At 39.8% G+C, this 15,038-nt stretch carries 12 protein-coding genes; 3 read left to right on the forward strand and 9 right to left on the reverse strand.

Annotated elements, in window-relative coordinates; all coding sequences use genetic code 11:
- Window positions 1-87: 87 nt before the first annotated feature.
- The 4 genes from AL038_RS18455 to AL038_RS04770 form a co-directional block, all read right to left on the reverse strand.
- Window positions 88-273, reverse strand: a complete 186-nt coding sequence (locus AL038_RS18455) for a helix-turn-helix domain-containing protein (RefSeq protein WP_272898048.1) — start codon at window positions 271-273, stop codon at window positions 88-90.
- A 157-nt stretch (window positions 274-430) separates the two neighbouring features.
- Window positions 431-1,576, reverse strand: coding sequence for a HipA domain-containing protein (locus tag AL038_RS04760; RefSeq protein ID WP_062149754.1), 1,146 nt, complete (start codon window positions 1,574-1,576; stop codon window positions 431-433).
- A gap of 183 nt (window positions 1,577-1,759) precedes the next feature.
- Window positions 1,760-3,820 (reverse strand): ATP-dependent DNA helicase RecG, encoded by a 2,061-nt coding sequence (recG, locus tag AL038_RS04765; RefSeq protein ID WP_062149757.1) that lies wholly within the window; start codon window positions 3,818-3,820, stop codon window positions 1,760-1,762.
- 742 nt (window positions 3,821-4,562) lie between these two features.
- On the reverse strand, window positions 4,563-6,020 hold the full coding sequence (locus AL038_RS04770) for a homospermidine synthase (protein ID WP_062149760.1): 1,458 nt from the start codon (window positions 6,018-6,020) through the stop codon (window positions 4,563-4,565).
- Between the two features lie 320 nt (window positions 6,021-6,340).
- Between AL038_RS04770 and AL038_RS04775 the strand changes: the two genes are divergently transcribed.
- Both AL038_RS04775 and AL038_RS04780 read left to right on the forward strand, forming a co-directional pair.
- Window positions 6,341-7,051 carry an SDR family oxidoreductase gene (locus AL038_RS04775; protein WP_062149763.1) on the forward strand — a complete coding sequence of 237 codons (711 nt, stop codon included), beginning with the start codon at window positions 6,341-6,343 and terminating at the stop codon, window positions 7,049-7,051.
- A gap of 417 nt (window positions 7,052-7,468) precedes the next feature.
- Window positions 7,469-8,230, forward strand: a complete 762-nt coding sequence (locus AL038_RS04780) for a TetR/AcrR family transcriptional regulator (protein WP_062149766.1) — start codon at window positions 7,469-7,471, stop codon at window positions 8,228-8,230.
- 113 nt (window positions 8,231-8,343) lie between these two features.
- Here AL038_RS04780 and hybE read toward each other — a convergent pair whose 3' ends face one another.
- The 3 genes from hybE to AL038_RS04795 are packed head-to-tail and all read right to left on the reverse strand — an operon-like array spanning window position 8,344 to window position 11,444.
- Complete coding sequence (gene hybE, locus AL038_RS04785) at window positions 8,344-8,817, reverse strand: [NiFe]-hydrogenase assembly chaperone HybE (protein ID WP_062149769.1); 474 nt, start codon at window positions 8,815-8,817, stop codon at window positions 8,344-8,346.
- Window positions 8,818-8,844: 27 nt separating this feature from the next.
- Window positions 8,845-10,392: a PP2C family protein-serine/threonine phosphatase gene (locus AL038_RS04790; RefSeq protein ID WP_236839462.1), complete on the reverse strand. Its 1,548-nt coding sequence runs from the start codon at window positions 10,390-10,392 to the stop codon at window positions 8,845-8,847.
- Window positions 10,368-11,444 (reverse strand): ABC transporter substrate-binding protein, encoded by a 1,077-nt coding sequence (locus tag AL038_RS04795; protein WP_062149776.1) that lies wholly within the window; start codon window positions 11,442-11,444, stop codon window positions 10,368-10,370. Before AL038_RS04795 ends, AL038_RS04790 begins: the two co-directional genes overlap by 25 nt.
- A gap of 369 nt (window positions 11,445-11,813) precedes the next feature.
- Here AL038_RS04795 and rph point away from each other — a divergent pair, with 369 nt between their 5' ends.
- A complete protein-coding gene (rph, locus tag AL038_RS04800; protein WP_062149778.1) occupies window positions 11,814-12,527 on the forward strand; it encodes a ribonuclease PH in 714 nt (237 codons plus the stop codon).
- Window positions 12,528-12,579: 52 nt separating this feature from the next.
- On the opposite strand, the gene AL038_RS04805 is transcribed toward rph, so the two are convergent.
- On the reverse strand, window positions 12,580-13,653 hold the full coding sequence (locus AL038_RS04805) for a 3-deoxy-7-phosphoheptulonate synthase (RefSeq protein ID WP_062149781.1): 1,074 nt from the start codon (window positions 13,651-13,653) through the stop codon (window positions 12,580-12,582).
- 337 nt (window positions 13,654-13,990) lie between these two features.
- Window positions 13,991-15,028 carry a glycosyl transferase family protein gene (locus AL038_RS04810; protein ID WP_062149784.1) on the reverse strand — a complete coding sequence of 346 codons (1,038 nt, stop codon included), beginning with the start codon at window positions 15,026-15,028 and terminating at the stop codon, window positions 13,991-13,993.
- Window positions 15,029-15,038: the final 10 nt, after the last annotated feature.

Here is a 15,038-nt window from a genome sequence, read left to right on the forward strand (position 1 = left end):
GTCTCATCACTTTCTCTTTAGGCTTGAGAATGCAATGGTTAATTCGTTGATAATATTATAAAAAGTAGTTAAATTATTTAAATATATCTAATTCGTTGGCGTTGAATTTATTTCATCGGGGGTTGCTTTTGGATGTGCTATTTCTCTTTCTCTCAAAATCACTTCTACTTGTAAAATTGTCAGCACTTTGAAGAGTCTTTCTAAGCTTGCTGTTGCAGGATTTGCTTCTAATTGTGCATAACTTTGTTGAGTGATGCCTAACCGCTTCGCAATATCTGTTTACGTTAGTTTTTGTGCTTTACGAAAGCCTCGTAAGATAGGACGCAATTGATTCAAAATTTTGATAGAGAACTCCATAATAAGTCACTAACCTTGGTTTTTTACAAAAATCATTAAATACAGATTATAGGCTGTATTCATAAAATACAAGTTATAGCTTGTTAATGTGTAATGCTAAAAGCATTTTTACTCGTTGCTGAATAAAGCTTTCCAAAATTTTCAATCTGTTAGATGATAAATTATAGCGCGTATGTTTTTTAAATTTGAAGTTAATCAGTGCGCGTAATTTCTCTTTTTGTTGCTTCGTTATAATGGCTTGTGCAAAAGTTATAAAGTCTTGTCCAGTTGCCATTGAACGGGTTTTTGCGTAAGTGTCTATGTTTTCTAAGTCGTCATCCATTGCGTAATTGAAGAGTGATAAGCCATTATCAAAAATAGGCGCGGGTTTGATAATTTGATTGGTGTGATTGTTTATCAGTAAACCAAAATTGCCGAAATGTCGGTCTTCATTACAAATAACAGCATCAAATATCAGCATATCTAGTAGAGATTGATAGTAATCTGTTCCTAATTGTTGGTAATAATTTAATACGGTAGCCCATCCGCCTGTTGTGATGAGTCGTCCTATAGGGATGTACCCTTGTTCTTTATTGGTGAAGAGTTGACAGGTTGAACAAAGCTTTCCTTTCCAATGGCTTAAATTGTAAGTAATGGCATCTAATCCCATTGTTTGTGCAATTTGTGCGGCGTAATATTCTGAGTAGGGTTCATTGCCTGTATTCGCTGCACCTGTAGAACCTGCTTTATATAAAACAATTTTGCCGTTAATGCGTCGCCAGCATTTTGCTAACATGCCGTCTGTTGTTAGTTCGGGGCTGGAAACAAATCTACGGTGAATACTTTCTCCATAGCCTGTATAGGCAATGAGGGCAAGAATTTGACTAAAGTGATGCTCATATAGATTGTATTCGTCAAAAGTCTTTTTAAAGTTATCGTCAATAACCCAATAACAGTCGTTAAGAGATAAGCCTTTGCAAGTATCGATAATGCCTTTGGTGTCTTGAATACTTAACCCTTGTTTACTGAGAAATTGTTGTACAAAAGCGCGATTTTTTGGAATCACTCGCCGTTTTAGCCATTGTAATATTCCTGTTGAGCTTACTTCTAAATCAAGTGGTAGGAATTGTTTATATTCTAGGTAGTTATCTTGAATCGTGATTGATAAGCCTTGTATAGGGTCTATCGTCATTTTAAAACGTAGGAGCGGTTTATCGATGTGTTTGAGGAGGTAACTCATCTGATGTCGTTTTGAGTTGGTATAAATACATGGGATATTTTGAACATGGTTTGTTTGACTAGCGTTTGGCAAATGGCAAAAGAAGGTACTATCTAAATCAAAACTTTTTGTTCTTCAAATTAGGCTATGCCTATTTCATATTACACTGAAAATACTAGCTATTTATTAAATTAACTCCTCTTTTTAACTCACTAAGTTTTCTCCGCGCACTGTTACCCAGCGGTCAATTAATGGTTGTACGTTGTCGGGATAATCGCGTAATAAAATATCGGCAATTGCAATAATGGTTGGTAATAGTGCTTCGTCGCGTTGAAAATCAGCAATGCGTAAGTTCATTGTGCCTGTTTGACGAGTGCCTAATACATCGCCAAATCCGCGTAAACTTAGGTCTTGTTGTGCAATGACAAAACCGTCGTGTGTGTCACGCAAGATGCCTAAGCGAGTGCGGGCAATGTCAGATAGTGGGCTTTGATATAACAAAACGCAGTGGCTATCTACTGCGCCTCGTCCTACTCGTCCGCGTAATTGGTGTAATTGTGCTAATCCTAGGCGTTCGGCGTTTTCAATAATCATTAGGCTTGCATTGGGTACGTCGACACCGACTTCAATCACGGTGGTTGCTACGAGTAAATCTAGTTCGCCTTGCTTAAAGGCATTCATAACTTTTTCTTTGGCTTTGGCTTTTAAGCGTCCATGTACTAGGCCAATTCGTAATTCGGCTAGGTTTTCGGTTAGTTGGCGCGCTGTTTCTTCGGCTGCTTGGTATTGTAAAACGTCGGATTCATCAATTAGGGTGCAAACCCAATAGGCTTGTCGTCCTGCTTGGCAAACTTGGCGAATGCGTTCAATAATTTCTGCACGGCGGGTGTTGGGAATTACAACGGTTTTTATGGGTAAACGTCCTGCGGGGAGTTCGTCAATCACGGATATGTCTAAGTCAGCATAGAGGGTCATTGCGAGTGTGCGCGGTATGGGGGTTGCCGTCATAATAAGCTGATGTGGATGGAAATTTCCTTGCGCACCTTTGTCACGCAATGCCATCCGTTGGTGTACACCAAAGCGGTGTTGTTCGTCGATAATGATTAGTGCGAGTTGTTTAAAAGTAACGGCTTCTTGAAATAGGGCATGTGTGCCAATGGCAACGGCACTTTGTCCTGTTGCGAGGGCTTCTAGTGTTTGTTCTTTTTGTTTTTTGCTTAAACTGCCTGTAAGCCATGCAACATTGATGTTTAGGGGGGTAAGCCAGTGGCTGAAGTTGCGATAGTGTTGTTCGGCAAGAAGTTCGGTTGGTGACATCACCGCAATTTGATAGCCTGCAGCAACCGCAGATAATACGCTTAGGGCGGCAACCACGGTTTTACCTGAGCCGACATCGCCTTGTATTAGTCGTTGCATGGGGTGGGCTTGGTGTAGGTCGTGTAAAATTTCAGCGGTAACTCGTTGTTGTGCTTGGGTGAGTTTAAAGGGTAAGTTGGCTAAGAAGGTTTGTTTGAGTTGGTTTTCTGGTGGTAAGGTAACGGCTTGGTAGGTTTGGGCGTGTTGACGTAAACGGCGCAGGCTTAGGTAGTGGGCTAGTAGTTCTTCAATAATTAAGCGTTGTTGTGCAGGATGTTGTCCTGTTTGTAGGTCGGCAGTTGAAATGGTGACGGGGGGTTGATGTAGGGTTTGCAGGGCTTGTGCAAGGGGAATGAGTTGAAATTGTTGTTGAATCGCGGGGGGAAAGTAGTCAATTAGTGCCGTATTTTGTAGGGCTTGACGGGCAATGGCGCGTAATAGGTGTTGGTGGAGTGTGCCACTGCTGGGGTAAATGGGGGTTAAATGGGTGTGAATCTCTGGTGGTGGTTTGTCGTCGTGGATAAATTGGCATTCAGGGTGGATAAATTCTAAGCAGTGATAGCCTTGGCGTGCTTCGGCAAAGCAGCGAACACGTGTTCCGACATGGAGCTGTTGTTGTTGGGCATGGCTGAAGTGAAAAAAACGGAGGAGTATCGAGCCTGTGTTGTCATTTAACATGCAAACTAGTGTGCGTCGTTTACTCACTTTGATTTCAGCAGCGGTAATAATGCCTTCAACCAGTGCGTGTTCGCCAACGCTTAGGTCGTGAATGGCGGTTAAGCGGGTGCGGTCTTCATAACGTGCGGGGAGATGAAAGAGAACATCTTCATCGGTGGTAATCCCTAACACGGACAGTTGTGCGGCGGTTTGTTTGCCGACACCTTGCAGATTGGTAACGGGTTGGGACATTGTGGGTATGATTTAACTTAGGTGATTTTTTTCAGTTTAATCATTTTTACGGGTAAAAAAAAGAACGCGTCACGTAATGGGTGCGACTGCGTTCTAACCGAGGGAGGGAAAATTCGTTATGCAGGTACTTTTGGTTAAAAGACAAGCATGATTGGTTAGTTACATTACAAGGCTTGTGCCAAGTTTTTAAATTTATTTAATAGGCTGTAATATATTGGTTTTATCAATTTCCTTATAAAATAATAGATTTTTTGCAATGCACCATTATAGTGCTTTATGAGGGCATAATGAGCTATTTGAGTTCGATAGTGGTTATGTGGATGTGGCATGAGAGACTCTTAGGGCAAGTTTTTTTCCTGATGGGCGGCTGTCTGAATCAAAGTTTTGGGGATTGATAGCGGTTTCAATGCCGTTATAGCTAACGCAACTTAAAAAGCAGCTTAATGTAGGGTGGAATAGCGTAGCGTATTCCACCATAAAACGCCAAAAATAGCTGAGTTTATGCAGAAAGCTTGCACTGTTGTGAAATACGGCTTGCGCCTATTCCACCCTACAATAATCATTTTAAAGTGCGTTAGCTATATTTTGTATCTCATTCGAGTCTAAAAGACTATGTAGAGTGCATTAGTAGCCTGTTTTTGCAGTGTAATGTACTCTACATTTGCTTTTATTTTTTCATTGGCAGGTGTTGAAAGAGAGGTGAGTATTTTTATTCTTGGTGCATGGCAACGCTGTTTATTGATTAATCACCATCGGTAATCAAAAAATTTTTAAATTGCCAAACATCTTCTGTATCTATATTAGGCTGGTTGTAGCCTTGAAAAGCACTTTTGTAGTGTTGACGTGGTGTCCAATCTACAGGCATAGATAGGTTGTCGCCTAAATAAGGGCGGGCGATGTTTAAAATGTATTCGTGGGGTAATTGTTCTGCGGTGCAAATACCTTGTTGTGGATTTTCAATCATCCAGATAACAGCCGCTACGACAGCGATGGCAACTTGCATGGTCGTTGCGTTTTGATGCGGGACAAGTTGCCGACTGCGTTCTATGCTCAAATGGCTACCTGTCCACCAGCCTTTGTAAGCATGTCCCATGAGAAACGCGCCAAGAATGTCACCCCCTGCAATGATTTCATCATTCATAATGCGTTTTTGAGCTTGCAATTGATAATCATATCCACGTAGTTCTTGGAGAGAAGCAAGGGCGTTATCACAAGGACAATAGGCGTAGTGAACGGTAGGACGATACGTTACTTTTCCACCTTCCCATACGCTTAGGTAGTCTGAGAGGGTAAATGCTTCGCCGTGTCGCACCACCATTCCTTGAATTGGATAGTGTGGTACCCATGAACGCACCCAGACATTCATCCCCATGCGGGCTAAACAAATCTGGTTTTTAATCCCTTCGGTCTGTTGATACGCCAATGCAGGCAGTTCTTTTTCGTGTGTTCCCCAGCCTAATTCGGCAGTGGTCGAGCCTTCTTCAAAAAAGCCTTCTATACTCCATGTATTAACAAATTCATCCACTTGTCTGGGTTTATCACTGATTTGTGTATCTCGTTCACTGCAATGAATAACTTTTACACCCAACGTTTTTGCCAGATAATTAAACGTTTGCGCTGTAATTAAATCTTGTAGTTTTTCAGCCGCTTGACCGCTTACTGTGCCATCGGCAAGTTGGGCTTTTGCAATGTCTAATAAGGCTTGTTTTGTCCAATGTGAGACTAAACCGGGGTTTGCCCCATGTTCTAAAACTGCTGTTGTGCCTGTCGATTTCCATGTTGATTGTAAACGCTGAATGGCTAAGTGTCTGGCATAAAGTGTATTTTCTGTAGGATGTTTGGTGGCTGCATCCGTGTAAGGGTCCCAGACTTCTACAGAAGTATTAATGTATAACACGCCATGTTCATGACACCATTGTAAAATCTCAATTGCGTCGATATTCCAACCTAAATCAATTAACACATCCCCTAAGCCTACCTGTTGTGTTAAGACCGTACCTAAATTGTCCGCGCTAATCCTTTCTTGTACAAAGCGCACGCCTTGTGCTAACCATGTCTGTAATATATCGCGCTGGTCTTCAAAGTCTAAAACCGTGATTTGTGTGAGTGGTATTTTTAGATGACAAATGATGAGTGGTAATGTGCATTGTGCAACTGAGCCAAAGCCAATAAATAGTATTTTCTTATTAAAATCCAGCATGAGGTGACCCCTTTTGTTATGCTTTCATGTTATTTTATCTTTCAGTCAGTTAAGTCTGGTCTGTTATCCGTGTCGTGTATCTATAATAGTAAAAAGTCGTTAAAATATGACATTTTCTATGTTTTGCTGAAAATAAAAATAATCATTATTAATGTAATGAATTATATTGAATAATTCTTGTTTTATCTTCGTATAAAGTTGTGTAAAAAACTTATATAATGTGTTTTTTTATCTTAAATAAACGGTTTTTCCTATTTTTTAAAAAAGGTTAATTGTAATAACACGAAATTCATGCTTTTCTAACACATAAGGCGGTGTATATGCAAATCGTTAAACGTAATGCGTTAGTCACGGGTGCTAATCGTGGTTTAGGATTAGAAACATGTAAGCAACTAGCTGCATTAGGAATACAGGTTATTTTGACGTGTCGGGATGCAGTAAAAGGGGAAGCTGTTGTTAAACAATTATGTTTGCAAGGCTTAGATATTGTTTTTCATCCATTGGATGTAACCAGCGATGACAGTGTTGCAACATTAAAGCAGTTTGTTGAAAACCAATACGGGAAGCTGGATATTTTAGTGAATAATGCAGGCATTTTTCCTGATTCGCGCACGGCTAATGCGTTTGATAGTACCGTAGAATCGCTACGCACGGGAATGGAAACAAATACCTACGGCGCATTTCGTTTATGTCAGGCTTTTATCCCGCTAATGCAAAAAAAGGGGTATGGACGGGTTGTTAATGTGTCCAGCGGGATGGGGCAGTTGTCAGCAATGAGTGGTGGATTTCCCAGCTATCGGTTGTCGAAAACAGCTTTAAATGCAGTAACGCGCATTTTTGCCAATGAAACGCAAGAGCATAATATTCTTGTTAATTCTGTTTGCCCCGGCTGGGTGCGAACAGATATGGGGGGAGCAGAAGCTGAACGAGATGTTAGCCAAGGAGTGGAAACTATCGTTTGGCTGGCGACTTTAATTGATGGGAGCGAGACAGGAAAATTTTTCCGCGATAAGCAGGTAATTGAGTGGTAGATGTTTTTTATAGGCAGGTAAAGCTAACTTAATTCATAAGAAAACTGCTAAGTGTTAGCGGCACTCAGCAGTTATTTTGCGAGAAAATAGATATAAAACGCCTCAATAGCAAGCAAGGTGCGTCATCTCGCCGAAAAGTATAGCATTAAGTTTGATAGGCTGTAAAAAATATAGTGGACGACTACCTGAAAAACCGTTAGCCCGACGAGTCGTATTTTTAAAATTAATAAGGTTTTTTGCAAAAGTATGTTAGGAAAGATGAACCATCGATAGCACCGCTAACAGGAGTGCTATCCGTACTATTTTTGTAAGCAGTTCATTAGAGAGAACGAAAGTTTAAATTAATGCCAATATAGACTATAATCAGAATTTATTGACGGCACGTATTTTTTTGACATAAGGTAAAATTTAAGCGAGATGATAAAACTTACCCGTAAGCAACGTGAATTACTCCAACGTGAAGAGCTTATTTTGGAAACGGCAAGTCGTTTAATGCAGACGCATGGCTATTTAGGATTGACGATGGACAAAATAGCCGAAGCGATAGAGTATTCTAAAGGAACGGTTTATCAGCACTTTACTTGTAAAGAGGAGGTGTTAGCAACGCTTTGTATTCGCACACATAGCAGTATGTTGGATATGTTTGAACGGGTTGTAAACTGTACTGCGCCAACGCGCGTTAGGATGAGCGGGTTGATGTTGGCTTATACCTTACATGTTTATTTGCATCCATTAGAATTTCATAATTTTCAAGTTATTAAAACGACATCGTTTAAAGATAAATTATCGGCTGAGAAAAAACAGTTGCTAATGGAAAGCGAATTGCGCACTTTAGGCGCGGTTGCCAGCATTCCGCGCGAAGCCATTGCCAAAGGGGATTTAATTATTGATAGCCGTTTGACACCTGAAGAATTAACCTTTTCTTTTTGGGCGATGTCTTATGGCGGATTATTGATTTTATCTGGCGATTTTCCTTTTAGTAGCATGGGAATACGTCCGCATTTTGTATTACAGAATACGTTTTTAATGTACTTAGATAATATGAACTGGAAGCCCTTATCTTCTGAATGGGATTATCCAAAAAGTCAGCGCGAAATCTTAGAAAAATTATTTGCGCCTGAATTAGCATTATTAACCACAGAACAGTATGAGCGATTAATGGCTTTCACAGTCGCGTAATCTGTATTAAATATTCCAGAATTAGCCGACATAAAGAAAAATAATATTGGTAATTCTGGATGTTCTATCTGTTTTGATTCAACCTATTATTTAACAGCGTAATCTCTTAATCTTCATGCTTTTCCGCGCAGTAATTCACGTCTTGAAATTCCCTTTTTTACATTGGTTTTTGGCTCGGGTGCTGTCATCAGTAGCGTTAAAATAGCTTGTGCTGTTTCTCGTGCCATCGCTTGGTCGGCAAAATCAAACATGGGTGAAAACAGGGAACAGCTTTGATAAATCCCTAGGTTTGCTTCGTAACTCACTAAAAACTCATAAATACCAGATGGAAATTGATAACTCTTTTTTTCGTCCGTGCTGGGCAGTTGTGCGGGCTTGTCTGCGACAAGGGGTAAAATTAGTAAATTCATAAACCAAGGGGTAATTAATATGCCTAGACAAGCATTTTCCCATGTTTGAAACCCCACCGCTTCAACGTGTAGCGCGGGATTAAGAATAGGGATTCCTTGCATCCGTTCTTGTTGAATGGCGATAAAGGTGGATTCTAAGGCTTGCACCTGTTTGTCACAGGAAAAGGACTGCATCATCGTATTTACGTCGGATAAGGTAGTGGGTTATTGTTGTTTTATCACTAATAAGGTAATGTCATCAAAGACTTTTTGTTGTCCAATATATGCGTGTACATCCGTAATAACCTCTTGCCGAATTTCTTTGGGTGTACGGTGGTGATATTGACGGACAACGCTGGTTAAGCGTTCTAAACCATAATGTTCGTGTGATAAATTTTCCGCTTCAGTAATCCCGTCGGTATATAACACAACCACATCACCCGCGTCTAATTTGAAACGAACTTGAGCAATGTAATGGCTGATTTCTTTTTCTAAACCAATAGGAAATCCCAAGTCCATTGTATCAATTACTTCAGTCTGTCCATCATGACGTACAATTAATATTTCCTCATGTTGTCCACTGAGCCATAACCAGCCATCTTCATAATCCAATAATAAAAGCGTTAAATTTTTATCCGAATTCATCCGCTGGACGTTGTGATAAATTGTACGATTTAAGGTATTTAAAAACTTTACAGGGTCTTTTTCTTCGTTTGTCAGCAAAGTATGTACGGCGGTTTGTACCATCAACATCAGCACGCTGCTTTCTAAACCATGTCCTGTCACATCGCCAATGCCAATTTTAACTCGTCCGTGATGATACAACACGTCATAGTAGTCACCACCGACTTCTGAAGCAGGTTCCATAAAACCAGCAATATCAAGGTTAGGGATGCGTTGTAACTCTGCCTCCGTTGGCAGGAGCATCATTTGTAGGCGACGAGTTACATCTAATTCAGCACTCATCCGCACATTTTCTGTTTGTAATTTATTATTTAACGTTAATATTTCTTGATTTGCGAGAGCCAACTGTGTCGTGCGTTCATTAACTTTGTTTTCTAAATTATTTGTCAACTCACGCAGTTGTAGGGACATATTCATTAAAGATTCGACAAAAATATCGATTTCACGAATGGAAGAATGTTTAAGATGAATATCAAAATTCCCATAAGCCATTTGTACTGCAGCCCGACTCGCTTTATGAATCGGGTCCGTTAAACTATGTGTTAAACGGTTAATCCAGATAGGTAATAATAAAAACAAAGAAGCAAACGCAATAATAATTCCCAATAACAATACATTACCAACCTGATAAATCACATTATCATGTGCCAAAATAGCAATACGGTACCCACTATCTAATTCTAATGATGAAAAAGCGGATTCCTTTTCAATTTCTTCAGGCAAGGGCAAATCCGTCATCGTTTCATCCACAGAAACGATGACACGATTATCTGCATTCAGTAACCAAATATTGGTTAAATCACTGGTTTTTGCAACACCATCAAATAAGTCCACTATCATCGGATAGTTTTCTTCTTCTATATACAAAGCAACATTCGCGGTTAAATAAGCCAAGACCAACTGATTGTTATCTTTGATATGTCCGCGTAATGCCGTATAGACAGCGACTAAATAAAAAGAACTTAGAACAACAACAGCAATAATAACCGCGCTAATCACTAACCAAAAAATACGTTGATGTAGATGAGGTAATTTCTTATTTATCATATTATTGATTAAAAAACTCATTCCTGAGTTGCTTTTTTCCATGTTGCTTGATACTTTTCTAATACACTGGGTGCAAGTGGTTGCCATAAAATAAATCTACGCAAATATTCTGGGTCGGTAACATGATAGTTAATACGCTCTTTCACCGTCATATAACGGGTTGTATAAAAGTTACTGGTGCCATAAGTGGTTTGTCGAGCGACTTGTGCTTGAATTGGTGCGCTGAGCATGAAGTTAATGAATGCATAAGCAAGTTCTAATTTTTCTGGTGGAATATTCGCGGCAATTGACCAACTATCCACCCATGCCGTTGCGCCTTCATCAGGAATAACAATTCCCCACTCGCCATTTTTTTTTGTATTAATCTCATGTACTCCAAACCCCCAATCAGTACCAACATCAACATTATCAATGTCATCAGGGTTTAAATATTCTTTCCAATAATCATATATTTGTAAATCATGTAGTTGACGCAGCCGTTCCTCAATACGCGAGAGTTCCGTATCACTGAGGTTAAATAAATGACGAACAGGAATTTTTAAAAACAACGCGGTCATATAAATATTGGCAACCTCAAAATTACGGCTAATGGATACTCGTTTGCGATAACGTTCATCCCATAACACTTTGTAAGAGTTTGGTTTTTCCATTTTACTCTTGTTATAAACCAATGCATAAGGACCAAATGTAAAAGGTACGGCATAAACTTCACCCGCTAAAAGATGAAATCGGCGTTGTAAAATGAGCGGATTAATTTGGTGAAAATTAGGGATTTTTTTTGTATCTAAGGGGCGAATTAATTTTTTTTGCCATAATATTTCAAGCAAGTCATTAGAAGGCGTGATTAAGTCAGCTTCTTGTGTTTGAATGGCAGACTCGAAAGAGGCTAAACCCGTTGTAGGCGTTACAATTACTTCAACATCTAATCCAGATTTTTTTTTAAGCTGTTCTTGAAAAGCCTGAACATAAGAGGGTTCAGCATAACCTGCCCATGCCTGTACTTTTAGCGTAAGCGGTGTCGCCGCAGCCGCTGTTAGATGACAATAAAAGTAAATAAATAACAATACTGCTTTATATGATTGATTTATATTCATTTTTTAATGAAACAGATAGAGGCGATTTAGCAATCTTAACCCAAAAAGTTTTCTTAATTATAACAGTTATAACAACCCAATTTATGATGTTTATTGATGCAATTTTCGCGCAAAAAATTCACTCTTGTTAGAAAGATTGTCCAAATCAGAATTAATCAAATTTAAAATAAAAACTATATTATTTGTATGTAGTTACAGCGCAAGCATGGTTAAATAATATATTTTTAGGCATTGTTTTTACCCATTAGGGTTTGAAGTGGTTTTGGTGAATACGGGGTTTCGCGTTAGAATGTTTTATTCTCAGTTAGAATTTTTTTTATTTTATTGCTTGAATAGACTAATTATTTTTTATTAAATTAAGGAAAAACAATGCGCCCCAGTGGTAGAACCCCGCAACAACTCCGCCCGATTAAAATCACTCGCAATTATATTAGACATCCTGAAGGCTCTGTTTTAATTGAATTTGGTCATACAAAAGTTATTTGTAATGCCAGTATTGAAGAACGTACTCCCCGTTTTTTAAAAGACCAAGGAAAGGGTTGGATTACGGCAGAATATGGCATGTTGCCCCGTTCTACACATCAACGGATGCAACGTGAAGCCAGCTCTGGCAGACAAGGTGGTAGAACTCAGGAAATTCAACGGCTTATTGGTCGGGCGTTACGGGCAGTCGTGGATTTACACGCATTAGGTGAACGCACAATTACGTTAGATTGTGATGTCATTCAGGCGGATGGTGGTACAAGAACAGCGGCAATTACGGGAAGTTATGTTGCTTTAGTGGATGCAGTGAATTCACTGATTAAAAAGGGTACGTTGAAGAAAAATCCTATTCACGGTGCAGTGGCTGCGGTGTCTGTGGGAATTTATCAGGGTACACCGATTTTAGATTTGGAGTATCTGGAAGATTCTGAAGCAGAAACGGATATGAATATTGTTATGAATGACGCGGGCGCGTACATTGAAATTCAAGGGACGGCTGAAGGTCATGCTTTTCGTGCGGATGAGTTACAAAGTTTGTTAAATTTGGCGGGCGAAGGGGTTAAAACGTTATTAGCAGCACAACAAGCGGCTTTAGCGTAAGCGGTTGTTGGGGCGAATAGCATCATCGCCCCTGCTGCAATGCCTTAACTGGTTACTTTTTTTGTAGCCGTGCCGGTAAAACTGTTTGTAGTTTTTGGTGCATGTGACGGAGCAATTGTTCGGTTGTTTCCCAATCAATACACGCATCTGTCACAGACATGCCGTATTTTAAATCAGCCAAGTTTTTTGCAATGGGTTGATTGCCCGCTTGTAAATGACTTTCTAGCATTAAACCAACAATAGAGGTATTACCTTCTATAATTTGGTTGGTAATGTTATCTGCAACCAGTGGTTGTAACTCAGGTTTTTTATTGGAGTTTCCATGACTACAATCAACGACGATATTGGGCGGCAATTTCGCTTTTAATAAGCTCGCTTCGCATAAGGCGATATTCACTGAATCATAATTGACTTGTTTACCACCGCGTAAAATCACATGTCCGTATTTATTGCCGCAGGTTTTTATGACGGCGGCTTGTCCTCTTTGGTCTATCCCTAAAAAATGATGAGGGGCAGAAGCGGAGTGTAGGGCATTAATAGCAACGTCTAAATTGCCATCTGTGCCGTTTTTAAAACCGACAGGCATGGATAAACCGCTGGCAAGTTCTCTGTGCGTTTGTGATTCGGTTGTTCTTGCACCAATTGCCGACCATGAGAATAAATCTGCTAAATATTGGGGGGTTATTGGGTCTAATGCCTCAGTTCCTGCGGGCAATCCTAATTCGGCAACCCACAATAGCAATTCGCGGGCTTTCGCTAACCCTTCTTCAATATGAAAAGAATCATCTAAACGAGGGTCGTTAATAAAACCTTTCCAACCAACAGTTGTTCTTGGTTTTTCAAAATAGACCCGCATGACAATAAACAACGAGTCTTGTAATTCATCATGCAGTTTTTTTAACCGCTCGGCATATTCTTTTGCCGATTGCATATCATGAATTGAACAAGGACCTGTAACGACCATTATCCGATGGTCTTGTCGGTCTAAAATGGCTTGTAAGGTTTTGCGCCCATTGCGTACTGTTTCTGTGCTTTTCTCAGTACAAGGTAATTTTTGTTTGAGCGCGTCAGGGGTAATTAGTAGTTTCTCAGAAACGACATTGACGTTGTTTATATCATCACTCACTTAGACTATCCTCAGTATGCTCGACTGATTGATGTTGCTGAAACGCTTAAGTGTAACATAAGTTGTTTAGTTGGGCTTTTCTAACTAGGTATCTTTATGAGTCTGCGGTTTCTAGCTAACGGATTTCTGGTAAAAATTATAGAGTTTGTTTGGAATTTTGAGTGCGACTTGGGTAAGGTGTTCAGGATGAGAAAAATTCCCTCCTTTCCTAAAGAGGGATTCTTTCGTGTCGGGCTTTTGTTATTAAATTAAGGTTAATCAAAGAACTATCTGTTATAAAATAATATTTTTCGCGCTTAATTTAATTTGTGTGTTGTGCTATATCTGCCGAATCTGTCTAACCATTTAATTTTAAATTATATTGTTGTTTTTGCCGTGTTGCCCAATATTCTTCTGCTAAGGCTTGTGCATCGGTTTGTGTACTGGCTTTACCCATTAATTTAAGACTAATTGCAACAGTGCCTGTAATACTTGCAACTGCAAATTCATCTTCAATATCACCACGCCATAATGCAACAAGACGTTCAGGGTTCATTTCTGCTTCTTTTACATGCCGTTGTTTAAAGAGTGGTTGCCAGAGTTCCTCAGACAATTCACCGTTATGTAAACTTTTTACTAAGCATTCAATATCTGGATTACGTTCAATTTCTCCCCCTTCCCCTTTAATAACCGCTAAATGGGGTTGATTGAGCAATTGCCCTGCCTCTTGGTGAACATCACGGAAACTTGGGTGAAAAATCCCTTGCATCATATAAGGGGCATTAAAAGGATTTATCATGCGAACAATGGTATGAATGGGAGAGCGTAACCCCATGAGTGGACGTAAATCCATTATTTTTTGTAGTGTTGGACAGAGGTATTCTAGGGGAAAATAGCTAAAGTTATACTGTTGCAATTGTGTCTCGGCTTCTGCAAACGTTGTCGCATAAGGCAAGCCTAAAAACTGTAAAACATCTTTGGTATAAATCCGTCCGTTTGTATGTCCGCCTGCACCGTGCATGAAGACTTTTACACCATTGTTTGCTAAGAGTAATGTAGCCAGCAGAAACCAAGGAAGATGGCGACGTTTGCCCGCATAGGATGACCAATCTAAATCAACGGTTGTTGTTTTGGTTGGGGATGGAAAAGAATCGCGCACGGCTTGCACAAAACCTGCAAGTTCTTCGCGGGTTTCTTCTTTTACACGCATGAGCATCATAAATGCGCCAAGTTGTACGGGTTCTATGGCATCCGATACGATCATTTGCATAGCATGATAGGATTCTTCTCGAGTTAGCGGTCTTGCACCATTTTTGCCTTTACCCAATGCACGAATGTATTGTGCAAAAGGGTGTTCTGTATAATGGTTAAATAAATCATCATGTTCTGCGCGCATCTGATATTTC

The sequence above is a fragment of the Beggiatoa leptomitoformis genome, assembly GCF_001305575.3.
GTDB lineage: Bacteria > Pseudomonadota > Gammaproteobacteria > Beggiatoales > Beggiatoaceae > Beggiatoa > Beggiatoa leptomitoformis.